Below are 15,711 nucleotides of genomic sequence, written 5' to 3' on the forward strand. Positions count from 1 at the left end.
ACCATATCCCGCCATTAGGGGGGATATCCGGCTGATTGCGCGGCCTTTTTGGACCTATTATGCTAAGCTGTTTTTCACAAAGTCAACCAGTCTTCCGGTGCATTCTTCGCGTTCACATTTGCCTGAATCAAGTACGAGCTCAGGCGCTTTCGGCTCTTCATACGGTGAGTCGATCCCCGTAAAGAACGGAATTTCACCATTTCTTGCTTTTTTATATAAACCTTTCGGATCGCGTTTTTCACATATATCGAGGTCGCATTTCACATAGATTTCATTAAATTCGCCCTCTGCCACAAGCTCTCTCACCTGATCTCTGTCCTCACGGAACGGAGAAATAAAAGCCGTGATGACGATGGTTCCCTGCTGAACGAAAAGCTTCGCCACTTCCCCGATTCGGCGTATATTTTCCTTGCGGTCATCATCGGAAAAACCTAAGTCCTTGTTTAAGCCGTGGCGGATGTTATCACCATCAAGCACGATGACTTGATAGCCTTGTTCAAACAGCTCGCGCGCTGCGGCGTTTGCAATCGTGGATTTCCCTGAACCGCTTAAGCCCGTCAGCCAGAGGATAGAGCTTTTATGCTTGTTTTTCTGCTGGTATTCTTCTTTCGTTATTGAGGCTTCATGCCACACGATATCACGATTTGTCACTCTATTTTCCTCCTTAAGAAACGCCTGCTTCTTCTTTCGTTTTCAGCCCTTTAATCAACACCTCGACAACTTCAGGACGGCTGAATTCCGCCGGCGGCATGACGCCGCTTCGCAGCATTTCTCTAACCTTTGTTCCTGACAGAATGACGTGGTCTTCTCTGTCATGCGGGCATGTTTTGGCCGTTCCCATGTTGCCGCATTTCCGGCAGAAGAAGCTGTGCTCGAATTTCATCGGTGTAATCCCGAGTTCATCCGCTGTAAATTGATCAAACAGCTCTTGCGCTTCATATGTGCCGTAGTAATCACCGACGCCGGCATGATCGCGGCCGACGATAAAATGCGTGCAGCCGTAGTTTTTGCGGACAAGCGCGTGGAAAATGGCTTCTCTCGGCCCCGCATACCGCATTGCCGCCAAAAATACGCCGAGGAAAACACGGTCTTTCGGATAATAATGATCGAGCAGCACCTGGTAGCTTTCCATTCTGACATCCGCCGGAATGTCATCTGATTTTGTTTCACCGACGAGCGGGTTCAAAAACAGGCCGTCAACCGTCTCAAGCGCGGTTTTTTGGATATATTCGTGGGCGCGGTGAACCGGATTTCTCGTTTGGAAACCGACGATGGTTTTCCAGCCCTTTTCTTCGAAGCTTCGTCTTGTATCGGCAGGTTCAAATGTAAACTCGGGAAACTGCTTTGACGCTTTTTTAACTAATGTGATCGGCCCGCCGATATACGTATCGCCGCGTGAAAATAATTTTTTCACGCCCGGATGCGCGGCATCATCGGTTTTATATACGTGAACAGCTTCTTTTTGTTTATCCGGCGTATAAATATCTTCGATGTCGACGACGCCATATGTTTCTCCGCCGTAAGTCAGTTTCACCGTGTCGCCGACGGCAAGCTCAGCCGCTTTTTCTGAATCGACCGGAAGCGTGATCGGCAAGGACCAGACAACCCCGGATGCCAGACGCATACTTTCAACGACTGACACGTAATCTTTTTCTGTGAAAAATCCTTCAATCGGGCTGTACCCCCCGATGCCGATCAGCTCTAAATCAGCGAACGAAATCAAATCAAGCTCAATTTCTTTTTGGACGGATGTAAGATCATACTGCTCATTCACCCGGTTAATTAATGTTCCTCCGTGCGGTGCTAAACTCATAATACATGATTCCTCCCAGTTAACAGATAAATAAACTCAGATTAATAGTTAAATGCCCCCGCCTTGTTCATGGACAGAGCGTTTCTCTTTTCGGATGGCTTTCATCAGACTGGCGGCTCCGCCAGCTGCCAAAAGCACGCTGGCCATCATAAAGATGGAATAGTAATCTCCTTTTAACAGCAGGGAGACAAGCAGATACGAAATCGATAGTGACAAAAACGGCGAAACGACCCATACTTTGAGCATCGTTTTCACGACTTCTTTATGAAAAACGTTCGGCCCGTTTTTGGCCATTCCGATACCGATAATTGATGATGATGTGACTTGCGCCAATGGGACCGGCAGACCGAAGACGGAACTGATAATGACAAGCCCCGCGCCGGTTCCTGAAAGCAGTATGCCTTCTCCGGCTGAAAATCTCGTAATCTTTTTCCCGTTGGTTTCAAGCACTTTACGTCCTAAAAGCAGAGCGCCGAGAGCGACAAAGATGCCTCCGTACAGCGTTCCTTTGGACACGCTGAGCACGCCCGCAGCAACCAGAGGGCCCACTGCATTTGCGACATTATTCATTCCGGCTGAAAAAGCTTCCCAAAACCCCGCAATCAGCAGCACAATCCCTAAAATCTTCTGTTTCCGATTCGAAATGACTCGAATATTCAGAGAACTGAATACCTTCGAGACGAGAAACGTGAAACAGAACGCGACAAACGGTACAAGCACCCAAAAACTCACGATGACCAAAAGATGCTGTAAAAACAATACTTTGTACGCGACGCCGACACCGACAATCGCCCCGACAGTGACCTCACTCGTCGACAGCGGAATGCCGAGCACATTCGCCGTGAATAACGATAGCGCCGCCGATCCGATAATAATGCAGACAATGGTGAGCGTAATGGTTTGTTCGGGAATGATTCCGCCGCTGATCGTCTTAACAACTTCACCGCCGCCGATAACCGCCCCTGACAGGACTCCGGCCGCGCAGATGATCAGCGCATACGTTTTCTTTTTAACGGCGCCGGACCCGTAAGCGACTCCCATTGAAGCCGCGGCTCCGCTGGCTCCGATATTCATGGCAAAAAACAGGCAGAATAAAATAGCGGCTAATTCCATCGAGCAGCTCCTTTATTCATGCAGTCCGCATTCTGTTTTCGCCATGCCGTTCCATCTGCCGCTCCGCAAATCTTCCGCGGTAAACGCAGGTGAAGTGCACGGTTCACAGCCGATGCTCGGATACCCCTGATCGTGGAGGATATTGTAATCCAGCTCATGCTTGGAAGTATATCTCCAGATGTCTTTCCATGTCCAATGGATCAGCGGGCATACTTTAATTGATTGAAACTTGTCGTCTTTATTCAGGAAATTCGTATTCGCCCGGCTCGGCCCTTGATCCCGGCGAAGACCGGACAGCCATGCCGGATGCCCCGCGAGCGCTTCTCTTAACGGCAGAATTTTTCTGATGTAGCAGCACTGGTTCGGTTCTCTTTCCCACAGTTTATCTCCGTGAGCCTCGGCCTGTTCCTCAAGAGTAAGGCTTGGCTTTTTCAGGATAATGTTCAGCCCCGGGTAACGCTCTTTCACTTTTTCGATCGTTTCAAATGTTTCTTTAAAGTGAAGACCCGTATCAAGAAACACGATTTCCGCGTCTTTCTTTACTTTAGAAATTAAATCGATCAGGACGATGCCTTCAATCCCGAAGCTGCACGCGTAAACAAGCTGGTCTCCGTAGTGGCCGTATGCCCATTTTAAAACGGACAGCGCGCCTTTATAGGAATCGTCTTCCGGAAATGTAATCGCCGGCTCTTCCCATGTGTCATACGTTAGCATTTTTTCTTTCCTCCTCCCGGAGACAATCAAACAGCTGTTGTTTTCTGCCGGTTGTCTTATCCCTCAATCTTTTTTTCATATAAAAAACTTTCAATCCAGCGGAATGAAAGACAATGACCCGGTATAGCCCTTATCTTCAAAATGCTGTGCATTTTTCTGGATGCGGCACCTTGCAATTCACGCAGGTTGCCGGGCGTCATCGGTCCAGTCCCTCAGCCGCTCTTGATAAGCTTTTTAGATTTGTACTAAATTTTAGCACAATTCTAACAGAAGTCAACCCGAGTTTTTTGATAGGAATAATAAAACAGGCCCTGAGGCCTGTTTTTATTGTCATTATTTTTTAAACCAATCTTTTGATTCGGGATTCAATTTCCATGATTTCAGTTTTTCAATGTCATCTGAATGTATCGTTCCGTTTGCAAGCGCGACTTCAATCAGCGTGTCATAATCCGTTAACGAGTAATAAGGAAGACCCGCTTTTTTAAAGGCTTCTTTTGCTTTCGGCAGTCCGTATGTAAAAATGGAAATGACGCCGAGGACTTCCGCGCCCTCTCTTTGAAGGGCCGCCGCAGCTTCAAGCACGCTGCCCCCGGTAGAAATCAAGTCTTCAATCACGACTGTTTTTTGTCCTTTCTTAATGGCGCCTTCTATTTGATTTCCTTTGCCGTGCGCTTTCGGTTTGCTTCTGACGTAGCACATCGGCGCGCCTGTACGATCTGCGAGAAGCGCAGCATGCGGAATGCCCGCCGTTGCAGTGCCCGCGATCATCTCCGCCTCGGGAAAATGCTCTTTCAGCAGTTTGCCGAGCCCGTCCGCCACATCATTTCTCACTTTTGGATACGACAATGTCAGACGGTTGTCACAATAGATCGGTGATAAAATGCCGCTCGCCCACGTAAACGGCTCATTCGGGCGTAAAAAGACAGCTTCAATGTGTAATAGATGTTTTGCGATAGCCTGTTTCATCGGCGAACGCCCTCCCATTCCAGTTTAATTGCTTCATATGCTTTAACGGGGTTTTCCGCTTTTGTAATTGAGCGGCCCACGACGATGGCTGACGAACCGTTTTCTTTCGCAAATGACGGAGTCGCCGTCCGGACTTGATCGTCAGCTGCGTCACTGGCCGTGCGGATGCCCGGTGTGACTGTCAGAAATGAAGGCCGGACCGCTTCATAAATGGCTTTTGTTTCATGTACCGAACATACCACTCCGTCCAGCCCGCACTCTTCCGCCATTTTGCCGTAATGCACAACCGTTTCTAACAGCGGCTTATGCAGCAGAAGCTCTTCCTTCGCCACCTGCTCTGAAGTGCTGGTCAGCTGAGTCACCGCGATTAAAGACGGGCGTTTTCTGCCGGCCGGCGTGCCTTCTTCAAGCCCCTCTAGGGCCGCGCGCATCATGCGTGCGCCCCCTGCCGCATGCACATTGACGAGATCAACGCCGAGGCCGGCAAGCCGCTTCATCGCTTTATTGACCGTAGTCGGGATATCATGAAGCTTTAAATCTAAAAATATATCACAATTCCGTTCTTTTAATTGGTGAATGATGGCGGGGCCTTCCTGATAAAAAAGTTCCATCCCCGTTTTGACAAAAAGCCTTTCCTTTTCAAACAAGTCTAAAAACGTTAAAGTCTCTTCCCCTGATGCAAAATCAAGCGCGATGATGGGCAGGTTGTTTTTCATGTTTCCAGCTCCTTCCGATGCATTCACTTACAGATTGAAAGCCGTGTTGGCGCAGCACACGGGGGAGCTGTTCTATGATTTCCGGGCAGACGAACGGATTGACGAAGTTCGCCGTGCCGACGGCAACCGCACTCGCTCCCGCAAGAAGAAATTCTAATGCATCCTCTGCGGTCTGAACGCCGCCCATCCCGATAATCGGGATTTGAACGGCCTGGCTGACTTCGTATACCATCCGGATGGCGACCGGTTTGATCGCCGGGCCTGACAGTCCGCCCGTTTTATTTGCTAAGATCGGCCGTCCCGTCTTGAGATCGAGCCTCATCCCGATGAGTGTATTAATCATCGTCAGACCGTCAGCACCGGCCGCTTCAATCGCTTTGGCAATTTCGGTTATGTTTGCGACATTAGGCGAAAGCTTCACATACACAGGCACTGCGGAAACTTCTTTCACCGCTTTTGTCAGTTCGGCCGCCATGACGGGATCAGTGCCAAAAGCAATCCCCCCCGTTTTGACATTCGGACATGAAATGTTAAGCTCAAGCGCATGCACATTCGGAGCTTGGCTGATGTGCTCGGCCACTTCTTTATAGTCGTCCACCTGAGAACCGGCGACATTTGCGATAATCGGCGTGTCAAATTGTTCGAGCCAAGGCAGCTCATGATTGAGCACATGCTCAAGGCCGGGATTTTGCAGTCCGATGGCATTCAGCATTCCCGCGCTTGTCTCCGCCACTCTCGGCGTCGGATTTCCGAAGCGGGCTTCGTTCGTCGTGGCTTTAATCATAATGCCTCCGAGGCATGATAAATCGTAAAATCCGGCATATTCTTTCCCGAAACCGAAACATCCGGAAGCGGGGATGATCGGATTTTTCAATTGGAGACCCGGCAGATTCACTTCTAACATTACAGCGCCACCTCCTCAGCTTTAAATACCGGCCCGTCAAGGCAGACCTTTACATAGGATGTATCGCTTTCACCCGTGCGGCACACGCAGGCGAAGCAGGCCCCGATGCCGCAGCCCATCCGCTCTTCCATCGAAAGGTAAACCTCTTTATGGCCGTACTGCTGCTTCAGAGCTTTCAGCATCGGTGTCGGTCCGCAGCTTAGCAGGACATCGAATTCGAGCTGCTTTTCACGGATGATATCGGTGACAAATCCTTTCTCTCCATATGTTCCGTCAGCCGTCGCCACATAGGTGTCTCCGTACGCACGACATTCCTGTTCGTAAAAAACATCCTTTGCTGATTGAAATCCAAGCACATGAATGACGTTTACGCCTTTTTCCGTCAGGCGCTTTGACAGTTCCTGCAAAGGCGGAACCCCGACTCCGCCTCCGACTAACAGCGCGGTTTTGCCGGGTTCAATCCGCCGGACGGGGAATCCGTTGCCGAGAGGGCCGAGAACGTCTATCCTGCCGCCCTCTTTTTTCTCGGACAAAAGACGCGTTCCCTCACCGTCAGCTCTGTAGATAACGGATACTTCATTCGCGGCGAAATTGACGTCCGCAATGCTGAGCGGTCTTCTTAATAGCGGCGTGACCGCGTCACTCACCTTCAGATGAAGAAATTGACCCGGCTCGGTAAGGTGCCGGACAAGCTCTCCTTTCAGCACCATCTTATAAATCCGGTCGGCAATTTCTAAGTTGGATTGAACAGTCAAATGCGCTTTCTTCATATCGTGACTGCCGCCTTTTGATTGGTTTCGGATGCAGGCATATGATCCGCCCGGAATGTCATGCTTTCCAGTACCCGCAAAATGGCTTCGGCCGTATCTAAAGATGTCAGGCAGGCGACTCCGTTCTCAACGGATTCGCGGCGGATTCTGAAGCCGTCTCTGGCCGGCTGTTTGCCCTTTGTCAGCGTATTGATGACAAATTGCGCTTCGCCGTTTCTGATGACATCGAGCAGATTTTTCCCTTCTTCGCCGATTTTCCCGACGACCTGAGCCGGAATCTGAGCGTCTTTCAAATAAGCCGCCGTTCCTTCCGTTGCCAAGATTTTATAGCCGATGGCGTGGAACCGCTTGGCGATCAGCAGTCCTTCTTCTTTATCTTTATCGGCAACAGTCAACAGCACTGAGCCGTAGTTCGGGATTTGAATGCCAGAAGCAATCAGCGCTTTATAGAGCGCTTTTTCCAAGGTTGAATCTTTGCCCATGACCTCTCCCGTCGACTTCATTTCAGGGCCTAACGTAATATCCACTCTTCTCAGCTTCGCGAATGAGAAGACAGGCGCTTTCACGAATACCCCCTGCTGTTCAGGCTGCAGCCCCTCTTGATAGCCGAAATCAGCAAGCTTTTGGCCGAGAATGACCTTTGTCGCCAGGTTCGCCATTGGGATTTTTGTGATTTTGCTTAAGAACGGCACGGTTCTGCTTGACCGCGGATTTACCTCAAGCACATACACCTCGCCTTTCGACAGTACGAACTGGATGTTCAGCAACCCGATGATGTTAAGGCCTTTTGCCAAGGCTACAGTGTATTGTTCGATTTTTTTCTTTATGTCTTCGCTTAAAGACTGAGGCGGATAGACGGCGATTGAATCCCCTGAATGGACGCCGGCCCGCTCGATATGCTCCATAATTCCCGGAATAACGACTGTTTCGCCGTCAGATACGGCATCGACTTCGATTTCTTTCCCCGTCAGATAACGGTCGATTAACACCGGATGCTGCGGGTTGATTTTGACCGCATTTTTCATATAGTGAAGCAGCTCTTCTTCGTGATAGACGATTTCCATCGCCCGGCCGCCGAGCACATACGAAGGGCGGACAAGTACCGGATAGCCGATGGATGCGGCGATTTTGACAGCTTCGTTCACCGACACGGCGGTTTTTCCGAGCGGCTGCGGCACATTCAGCGCCTCAAGCGCCTGCTCGAACTTATCCCGGTCTTCCGCACGGTCTAAATCTTCTAGTGATGTGCCGAGAATTTTGACGCCGCGGGCGCTCAATTCTTCCGCAAGATTGATCGCCGTCTGGCCGCCGAATTGGACAACAACGCCTTCCGGCTGTTCCAAATCGATGATGTGCATGACATCTTCAACCGTTAGCGGTTCAAAATACAGTTTGTCTGATATGCTGAAATCAGTGGACACCGTCTCAGGATTGTTGTTGATAATAATCGCTTCATAGCCTGCCTGCTTGATCGCCCAGACAGAATGAACGGTCGCATAGTCAAATTCGACGCCCTGTCCGATACGGATCGGCCCGGAACCGAGGACGACGACGCTTTTTCTTGAAGTAACCTCAGACTCGTTCTCTTCCTCATATGTGCTGTAGAAGTACGGGGTTTCTGATTCGAATTCCGCCGCACATGTATCCACCATTTTATATACAGGCTTGATGTCTGCTTCTTTTCGCATTTGGTACAGCTCTTGTTCCGGCATATTCCATTCCCGGCTGATATATTTGTCGGAGAAACCGAGTTCCTTCGCTGTCTGAAGGACGGCGAGGCTGCCTTTTTCCGCTTTCAACTCTGTTTCAAAAGCGACCAGCTTCCAGAGCTTGTGCAAAAAGAATACGTCAATTGCGGAAAACTCATGAAGCTGCTCCACTGTATAGCCTCTTCTGAACGCTTCAGCAAGATAAAACAGGCGTTCATCCCCGGCTTTTCTGATCCGTTTTTCCAAAAGTCCGTCCGAAATCTCTTCCGCATCCTTCAGTTCCAGGTGATAGACATCGGCTTCCAGTGAGCGGACCGCCTTTAACAGCGATTCTTCAAGGGTGCGTCCGATGGCCATGACCTCTCCGGTGGCTTTCATTTGCGTCCCGAGCCTGCGGTTTGCCGACTCAAATTTGTCGAACGGCCAGCGCGGGATTTTAGAAACGACATAGTCAAGCGCGGGCTCAAAAGCCGCATATGTTTTTCCCGTTACGGGATTCATCATTTCATCAAGAGAAAGCCCGACTGCGATTTTCGCCGCAAGCTTTGCGATCGGGTAACCCGTCGCTTTTGAAGCGAGGGCAGATGAGCGGCTCACCCGCGGATTCACTTCGATAATGTAATATTGGAAGCTGTCGGGATCGAGCGCGAGCTGAACATTACAGCCGCCTTCAATGCCGAGCGCGCGGATCAGCTTTAATGAAACATTGCGCAAAAGCTGGTATTCCCGGTCGCTCAAAGTCTGGCTCGGGGCAACGACGATGCTGTCTCCCGTGTGGATGCCGACCGGATCGATATTTTCCATGTTGCAGACGACGATCGCGTGATCTCTGCTGTCTCTCATGACTTCATATTCGATCTCTTTGTAACCGGCAATGCTTTTTTCCAGAAGGCACTGATGGACGGGGCTGAGTTTTAATCCGTTTTCGACGATCTCTTTCAGTTCTGCTTCATTCGAGCAGATGCCGCCGCCCGTTCCGCCTAATGTGTAAGCGGGGCGCACGATAACCGGAAACCCGATCCGGCCGACAAATTCCTCGGCTTCCTGTAGAGTGCGGATGATCTCACTTTCCGGCACCGGTTCATTCAGCTCATTCATCAGCGTACGGAATAAGTCGCGGTCTTCCGCCTGCTGGATGGCGGACAGCTTTGTGCCGAGCACTTCCACCCCGCATTCCTCAAGAACCCCGAGTTCAGACAGCTCGACGGCAAGGTTCAGTCCGGTCTGTCCTCCCAGAGTCGGCAGGATGGCGTCCGGCTGTTCTTTTCTGATAATACGCGTGAGAAACTCCGGCGTCAGCGGCTCTATGTATACCCGATCAGCCATTTCCGTATCCGTCATAATCGTTGCCGGATTCGAGTTGACGAGAACGACTTCATAGCCTTCTTCCTTTAAAGCGAGACACGCCTGTGTGCCCGCATAATCAAATTCCGCCGCCTGTCCGATAATAATCGGGCCTGATCCGATCACTAAAATCTTTTTAATATCTACGCGTTTTGGCATACCGCTTCCCCTTCTTTCTCAGTTGTTTCGATCAAGTCAATGAATCTGTCAAATAAATGATTGGCGTCTTCCGGCCCCGGTGAAGCTTCAGGGTGGTACTGAACCGTAAATGCCGGCAATGTTTTATGCTTGAGTCCTTCGATCGTTTGATCATTGATCGCAATGTGCGTCACTTCAAGCTCTGTCTTATCTATTGAAGAAACTGTATATCCGTGGTTTTGGGCGGTTAAAGCGACTTTCCCTGTCGCAAGCTCTTTAACCGGATGATTGGAACCCCTGTGTCCGAATTTCATTTTTTCCGTTTCCGCTCCGGATGCCAGCGCAAATAATTGGTGGCCGAGGCAGATTCCGAATAACGGCACCTTCCCGAGTATGCCTTTTATCATTTCAATGGCTTCCGGCACATCTTTCGGATCTCCGGGTCCGTTAGAAAGCATGATGCCGTCCGGCTTGAGCTGAAGCACTTCTTCCGCCGTTACATTGTACGGCACAACGATGACATCGCATTTTCTTTTGTTTAACTCTCTTAAAATGCCGTGCTTCATACCGAAATCGACGAGTACGATGCGTTTGCCGCGGCCCGGACTCGGATATGCCGTTTTCGCAGATACTTGAGCGACTTGATTTCTCGGCAGTTCCGTTTCTTTCAGCCTTGCAAGAACCTCTCCGACATTCTCCTCACTTGAAGCAAACGTTCCTTTTAATGCGCCGGCCGTGCGGATCATTCTTGTGAGCTTTCTCGTGTCAATCCCTTGTAAGCCGGGGATATTTTTCATTTTCAAATACTCGTCAAGCGTGTAAGCCGAACGCCAGTTGGAAGGCAGCTCGCACAGTTCTTTTACGATCAGCCCTTTTACAAAAGGAGTGATGGATTCAAAGTCATCTCTGTTAATTCCGTAGTTGCCGATCAGAGGATACGTCAGCGTCACGATCTGCCCGCAGTAAGAAGGGTCTGATAAAATTTCCTGATAACCGGTCATTCCCGTGTTGAATACAACTTCACCCGCGGTATGTTCCAGGCTCCCGAATGCTTCACCCTCAAATACCGCTCCATTTTCCAGCACTAGTCTTCTTTTCATTTGACGAGTCTCCCTTCTTCGTATGCAAGCTTACCGGCAGCCATCGTTGCAACAGGCCAGCCGAAGCACTTCATCTTGTTGAATGGCGTATTTTTTCCTTTAGATAAAAATGTATCTTTGTCAATGGCCGCTTCTTTTTCCAGATCAATCAGGGTAATGTCAGCCGGCGCCCCCGGTGCAAGCTTTCCGTACGGAAGACCGAATGCCTCGCAAGGTTTTACCGTCATGAAATCAACCAGCTGCTTCAGCGTCCACGTCCCGTTTTTCACAAAATGTGTGTACAGAAGCGGAAAGGCTGTTTCTAAACCGACGATACCGAAAGGCGCAAGCTTCATATCCGTGTTTTTCTCTTCTTCTGTATGCGGCGCATGGTCAGTGGCGATGAAATCAATCGTACCGTCTAACAGCCCTTCAATCAGCGCCTCTCTGTCCTCTTTGCTGCGAAGCGGCGGATTCATTTTAAAATTGGTATCAAGTCCCGGGATATCTTCGTCACAAAGCAGCAGGTGGTGCGGCGACACTTCCGCCGTCACGCGGATTCCCGCTTTTTTTGCGTCTCTTACGGCTCTGACGGATTCTTTCGTGCTGATATGACACACATGGTAATGGCAGTCCGCCGCTTCCGCTAGCAGGACGTCACGGGCGATATGTACCGCTTCACAAATGGAAGGTATGCCGTTCAGGCCGTTCGCTTTTGAAAAAGATCCTTCATGCACGCTTCCTCCGTAAATAAGCGAGTTATCCTCACAATGAGCGACAATCGCTTTATTCATTGAAGCCGCCCGTTTCATGGCTTCATACATCATTCCGGCCGTCTGAACGCCGACGCCGTCATCGGTGAAGGCGAATGCGCCCGCTTCATGAAGCGCCTCAAAATCTGTCATTTCTTCGCCGGTTTGTCTGATCGTAATGGATGCGTAAGGAAGGACCCTGACAGATGAGGTTTCTTTGATCCGGTTTTGCAGCCATTCCATCTGCTCTTTCGTATCCGGCACCGGTCTTGTATTCGGCATGGCTGCGACTGTGGTAAAGCCGCCCCGCGCCGCGGCTTTAGAGCCCGTCTCAATGGTTTCTTTTTCCTCGCCGCCCGGTTCTCTGAAGTGGACATGAAGGTCTACGAGCCCCGGTGAAACGAACAGTCCCTCAGCGTCGATCACCGTTTCTCCGTCTTTCGCTGTCAGAAGCCCGGTTTCCGTAATGAATTCACCCGTTACCCGGATATCCTGTACCACTTTTTCTCCTTGTTCATTTAACATCCAGCCGTTTTTAATGAGATAAGACATAAGCCGCTTCTCCCCTTTTCACATTGGTTTGCAGTGCTCTTTTTAAGACTGCCATTCTGATATACACACCATTTTCCATTTGTTTAAAGATTCTTGATTTTCCGCATTCAACTAATGTTGTGTCAATTTCGACTCCTCTGTTCACCGGTGCGGGATGCATGATGATGGCATGCCGCTTCATGCTCCCCGCCCGCTTTGCGGTCAGCCCGTATGCTTCCAGGTAGCCTTTTTGGTCGGCTTCTGTCTGATGCCTTTCATTTTGGATGCGGAGCAGCATGACGACATCTGAAGCTTGTATGGCTTCATCCGTCTGAACACAGGTGCCGAAGGCGTTTTTCTCATCCTGCCATTGCGGCGGACCAGAAAACAGCACGCGTGCGCCGAGCCTTGTCAGCACCTCGGCATTCGACCTTGCCACCCTGCTGTGTTTGATATCGCCATGAATGGAAACCGTCAGGCCCTGAAAGGTCTCAAATTCCTCTTGAATCGTCATTAAATCGAGTAATGACTGAGTCGGGTGCTGGCCGCAGCCGTCGCCGGCGTTTAAGATCGGAATATTGACTCTGCCGGTCAGATCTTTGTAATATTCATCCGTGCTGTGCCGGATGACGCAGGCGTCCGCTCCGATTGATTCCAGTGTTTTGACCGTGTCATATAAGGACTCGCCTTTTTGAACGCTTGTGCTCGTATCGTCTAAGCTGAGCACGTTCATTCCGAGTTTCTTTTCCGCCACTTCAAAACTGAACCGCGTTCTCGTGCTCGGTTCAAAAAACAGATTCGCAACAAATTTTCCCGCGAGATCGGGGCGGACTGTTCCCTCTTTTATCGCTTTTGCCTCACACAGCAGTTCTGTAATTTCAGCCGTGCTCAGTTCAGACATCGCCGTTAAATGATTCATGTTTTTCTCCTCCGTTTCCGCTTGAAGGCCGTAAAAAACACCCCGGTCTATAGACTCGGGGTGCGGTTAAAGAGAGAAGCAGCGTACAGCTTCTTCCCGTTATAACCCTTCCAAGCCTCTCTGGACTTTCTTTAAAAGGTTTTACATATGATTTTGTTTTTCTGATGCAATCGCGTCTTCTTCATTTGCATGCGGCAGGATGAGGTTCAGGATGACTCCGACGATTGCCGCAAGCGCCATGCCGGATATTTGGAACCCGCCTTTTGATACTTGAATAAAAGCCCCTCCGACGCCGATCACGAGGATGACGGATGTGATAATTAAATTTCTCTTGTTTTCATAATCAATGTTGTTGTCAATCAGCATTCTTAAGCCGCTGGAGGCGATAATTCCGAAGAGCAGGAAGGAAACGCCTCCCATAACCGCGGACGGAACAGAGCTGATCAGCGCTGATACTTTTCCGATAAATCCGAAGCACAGCGCAATCACACCCGCGCCGCCGATGACAAAGACGCTGAAAACTCTCGTAATTGCCAGTACACCGATGTTTTCGCCGTATGTTGTCGTCGGCGGGCCGCCGATTAACGAAGCGATAATCGTCGCTACGCTGTCCCCCATTATGGAGCGGTGCAGTCCCGGCTTTTTAATGAAATCCTGTCCGACGACTTTACTCAGCACCATTTGGTGGCCGATATGTTCTGACATCGTCACGAAAGCGACCGGCACCATCGCAGCCGCAATGCCCAATGTCACTGACGGCGTATAGTCTTTGAAAGGGATGATAAATTCAGGAGCGGCGAACCATTTTGCATCAATGACCGGCTGAAAATTGACGATGCCCTGTGTCAGCGCAAACAGATATCCGCCTATAATGCCGATCAATACCGGAATCAGGCTTAAAAATCCCCGTAAAAAGATGGCGCAGATAATGGTGATTGCCAAAGTGACGCCGGCTACACTGAAATGTTTCAAGCTGTAGACGAGTTCCTTCGCATTCGGATCAGCATACATTGCCATATTGACGGCTGTGCTTGCCAGTCCGAGGCCGATGACGATGATGACCGGCCCGACGACCACCGGGGGCAGCAGCTTCATCAGCCACCCCGTTCCAAGCTGCCTGATGAGAAGTGCGATCAGGCCGTACACAATTCCCGCCAGGAAAGCGCCGACCATGGCAGCCCCCGGCCCTCCCGTCGCCTTCACCAAGATAATCGGTGATATAAAGGCGAATGATGAGCCGAGATAAGCGGGAATCTGGCCTTTTGTCACCAAGAGATAGGCGAGTGTCCCGATTCCGCTCGTGACAAGCGCCACTGCCGGGCTCATTCCGACCAGTTTCGGCACGAGTATGGTTGAGCCGAACATGGCGAATAAATGCTGCAGGCTGAATGACAGCCAGGACAATGGATTGGGGACGTCCCTGACTCCCAGGTTTACTTTTTTCTTACTCATGGCGTTTTCCTCCCGGTTGACTTTCAAATGGTATAAAAAAACCTCTTTGCTTTTTGCGCAAAGAGGCATACAAAACCCGGCCGCGTCGATCCGCCCGGCTTTGTGTTTTAAAATCCTCTTTGCAAACTCTCTGGAATGCATTTAAAAAGGGTGATTATTCATTTTCATAAATGGCGACCATATCAGTCTGATCAACTTCGCTCAGCTGAACCATCACTTTTTCAGCTTTTGAGGTCGGAATGTTTTTCCCGATATAGTCCGCTCTGATCGGCAGTTCCCGGTGCCCTCTGTCGACAAGCACGGCAAGCTGTATTGATGACGGCCGCCCGACATCAACGAGGGCATCCATCGCAGCTCTCACCGTCCGGCCGGTATAAAGCACATCATCAACCACAATGACCTTTTGGTCTGTGATATCGGCCGGAATGTCCGCGCCTTTTACAAGCGGCTCTTCATTGCTCGTTTTTTTCGTGAGATCGTCACGGTAAAGGGTGATATCGATTTCCCCGACGGTGACCGGATTCCCTTCAATCTGTTCGATCCGCTCGGCCAGCCGCTTCGCTAAATAAATGCCTCTTGTTTTAATTCCTACAAGAATGCAGTCATACATTCCTTTATTCCGTTCGATCATTTCATGGGCTATCCTTGTGAGCGCCCTTCTGATGGCCTGTTCGTCGAGAATAACAGCTTTTTGATTCACTCGTGACACCTCTCCATTCGTATATAAGAAGAAAAAACCCCTCCTGCCAGAGCATAGAGGGGTTCCTTTCCAGGACGAAGACACACGTGTA

At 50.1% G+C, this 15,711-nt stretch carries 14 protein-coding genes and 1 riboswitch; all 14 genes read right to left on the reverse strand.

The genetic code is table 11. The features are described 5' to 3' along the window. Positions 1-57 precede the first annotated feature (57 nt). On the reverse strand, positions 58-651 hold the full coding sequence (gene cysC / locus K3G25_RS10030; RefSeq protein WP_007611313.1) for an adenylyl-sulfate kinase: 594 nt from the start codon (positions 649-651) through the stop codon (positions 58-60). A gap of 13 nt (positions 652-664) precedes the next feature. Next, entirely contained in the window at positions 665-1,813 is a 1,149-nt protein-coding gene (gene sat, locus K3G25_RS10035; RefSeq protein ID WP_232489713.1) for a sulfate adenylyltransferase, read from the reverse strand. A 48-nt stretch (positions 1,814-1,861) separates the two neighbouring features. Next, positions 1,862-2,926, reverse strand: a complete 1,065-nt coding sequence (locus K3G25_RS10040) for a sulfate permease (protein ID WP_012117522.1) — start codon at positions 2,924-2,926, stop codon at positions 1,862-1,864. 12 nt (positions 2,927-2,938) lie between these two features. Next, on the reverse strand, positions 2,939-3,640 hold the full coding sequence (locus K3G25_RS10045) for a phosphoadenylyl-sulfate reductase (RefSeq protein ID WP_128496627.1): 702 nt from the start codon (positions 3,638-3,640) through the stop codon (positions 2,939-2,941). A gap of 127 nt (positions 3,641-3,767) precedes the next feature. After that, positions 3,768-3,872: riboswitch (SAM riboswitch) on the reverse strand. Between the two features lie 101 nt (positions 3,873-3,973). After that, on the reverse strand, positions 3,974-4,606 hold the full coding sequence (pyrE, locus tag K3G25_RS10050; RefSeq protein WP_017417751.1) for an orotate phosphoribosyltransferase: 633 nt from the start codon (positions 4,604-4,606) through the stop codon (positions 3,974-3,976). Next, the gene (gene pyrF, locus K3G25_RS10055) at positions 4,603-5,322 is read right to left on the reverse strand and encodes an orotidine-5'-phosphate decarboxylase (protein WP_024085288.1); all 720 of its coding nucleotides are present in this window, start codon (positions 5,320-5,322) and stop codon (positions 4,603-4,605) included. Before pyrF ends, pyrE begins: the two co-directional genes overlap by 4 nt. Then, positions 5,291-6,226 carry a dihydroorotate dehydrogenase gene (locus tag K3G25_RS10060; protein ID WP_003154377.1) on the reverse strand — a complete coding sequence of 312 codons (936 nt, stop codon included), beginning with the start codon at positions 6,224-6,226 and terminating at the stop codon, positions 5,291-5,293. The genes pyrF and K3G25_RS10060 overlap by 32 nt, the downstream gene beginning before the upstream one ends. Further along, complete coding sequence (locus K3G25_RS10065; RefSeq protein ID WP_063636628.1) at positions 6,226-6,996, reverse strand: dihydroorotate dehydrogenase electron transfer subunit; 771 nt, start codon at positions 6,994-6,996, stop codon at positions 6,226-6,228. The genes K3G25_RS10060 and K3G25_RS10065 overlap by 1 nt, the downstream gene beginning before the upstream one ends. Further along, positions 6,993-10,208 (reverse strand): carbamoyl-phosphate synthase (glutamine-hydrolyzing) large subunit, encoded by a 3,216-nt coding sequence (gene carB / locus K3G25_RS10070; RefSeq protein ID WP_232489714.1) that lies wholly within the window; start codon positions 10,206-10,208, stop codon positions 6,993-6,995. Before carB ends, K3G25_RS10065 begins: the two co-directional genes overlap by 4 nt. Continuing rightward, positions 10,193-11,287 (reverse strand): carbamoyl phosphate synthase small subunit, encoded by a 1,095-nt coding sequence (locus K3G25_RS10075; RefSeq protein ID WP_109566930.1) that lies wholly within the window; start codon positions 11,285-11,287, stop codon positions 10,193-10,195. Before K3G25_RS10075 ends, carB begins: the two co-directional genes overlap by 16 nt. Next, a complete protein-coding gene (locus K3G25_RS10080; protein ID WP_232489715.1) occupies positions 11,284-12,570 on the reverse strand; it encodes a dihydroorotase in 1,287 nt (428 codons plus the stop codon). The genes K3G25_RS10075 and K3G25_RS10080 overlap by 4 nt, the downstream gene beginning before the upstream one ends. Then, positions 12,554-13,468 carry an aspartate carbamoyltransferase catalytic subunit gene (locus K3G25_RS10085; RefSeq protein ID WP_174747572.1) on the reverse strand — a complete coding sequence of 305 codons (915 nt, stop codon included), beginning with the start codon at positions 13,466-13,468 and terminating at the stop codon, positions 12,554-12,556. Before K3G25_RS10085 ends, K3G25_RS10080 begins: the two co-directional genes overlap by 17 nt. 141 nt (positions 13,469-13,609) lie before the next feature. Then, a complete protein-coding gene (gene pyrP, locus K3G25_RS10090) occupies positions 13,610-14,920 on the reverse strand; it encodes a uracil permease PyrP (RefSeq protein WP_025649477.1) in 1,311 nt (436 codons plus the stop codon). A gap of 154 nt (positions 14,921-15,074) precedes the next feature. Then, positions 15,075-15,620 carry a bifunctional pyr operon transcriptional regulator/uracil phosphoribosyltransferase PyrR gene (gene pyrR, locus K3G25_RS10095; RefSeq protein WP_232489716.1) on the reverse strand — a complete coding sequence of 182 codons (546 nt, stop codon included), beginning with the start codon at positions 15,618-15,620 and terminating at the stop codon, positions 15,075-15,077. Positions 15,621-15,711 lie beyond the last annotated feature (91 nt).

The sequence above is a fragment of the Bacillus sp. FCW2 genome (assembly GCF_021228595.1).
GTDB classification, from domain to species: domain Bacteria; phylum Bacillota; class Bacilli; order Bacillales; family Bacillaceae; genus Bacillus; species Bacillus velezensis.

Bases quoted from the DNA above. Each gene is read 5' to 3' on its own strand.
- K3G25_RS10075 (WP_109566930.1), bottom strand. From the start codon at position 11,287: ATGAAAAGAAGACTAGTGCTGGAAAATGGAGCGGTATTTGAGGGTGAA.
- K3G25_RS10080 (WP_232489715.1), bottom strand. From the start codon at position 12,570: ATGTCTTATCTCATTAAAAACGGCTGGATGTTAAATGAACAAGGAGAA.
- pyrP (WP_025649477.1), bottom strand. From the start codon at position 14,920: ATGAGTAAGAAAAAAGTAAACCTGGGAGTCAGGGACGTCCCCAATCCA.
- pyrF (WP_024085288.1), bottom strand. From the start codon at position 5,322: ATGAAAAACAACCTGCCCATCATCGCGCTTGATTTTGCATCAGGGGAA.
- K3G25_RS10045 (WP_128496627.1), bottom strand. From the start codon at position 3,640: ATGCTAACGTATGACACATGGGAAGAGCCGGCGATTACATTTCCGGAA.
- K3G25_RS10040 (WP_012117522.1), bottom strand. From the start codon at position 2,926: ATGGAATTAGCCGCTATTTTATTCTGCCTGTTTTTTGCCATGAATATC.
- K3G25_RS10085 (WP_174747572.1), bottom strand. From the start codon at position 13,468: ATGAATCATTTAACGGCGATGTCTGAACTGAGCACGGCTGAAATTACA.
- carB (WP_232489714.1), bottom strand. From the start codon at position 10,208: ATGCCAAAACGCGTAGATATTAAAAAGATTTTAGTGATCGGATCAGGC.
- sat (WP_232489713.1), bottom strand. From the start codon at position 1,813: ATGAGTTTAGCACCGCACGGAGGAACATTAATTAACCGGGTGAATGAG.
- K3G25_RS10060 (WP_003154377.1), bottom strand. From the start codon at position 6,226: ATGTTAGAAGTGAATCTGCCGGGTCTCCAATTGAAAAATCCGATCATC.
- pyrE (WP_017417751.1), bottom strand. From the start codon at position 4,606: ATGAAACAGGCTATCGCAAAACATCTATTACACATTGAAGCTGTCTTT.
- K3G25_RS10065 (WP_063636628.1), bottom strand. From the start codon at position 6,996: ATGAAGAAAGCGCATTTGACTGTTCAATCCAACTTAGAAATTGCCGAC.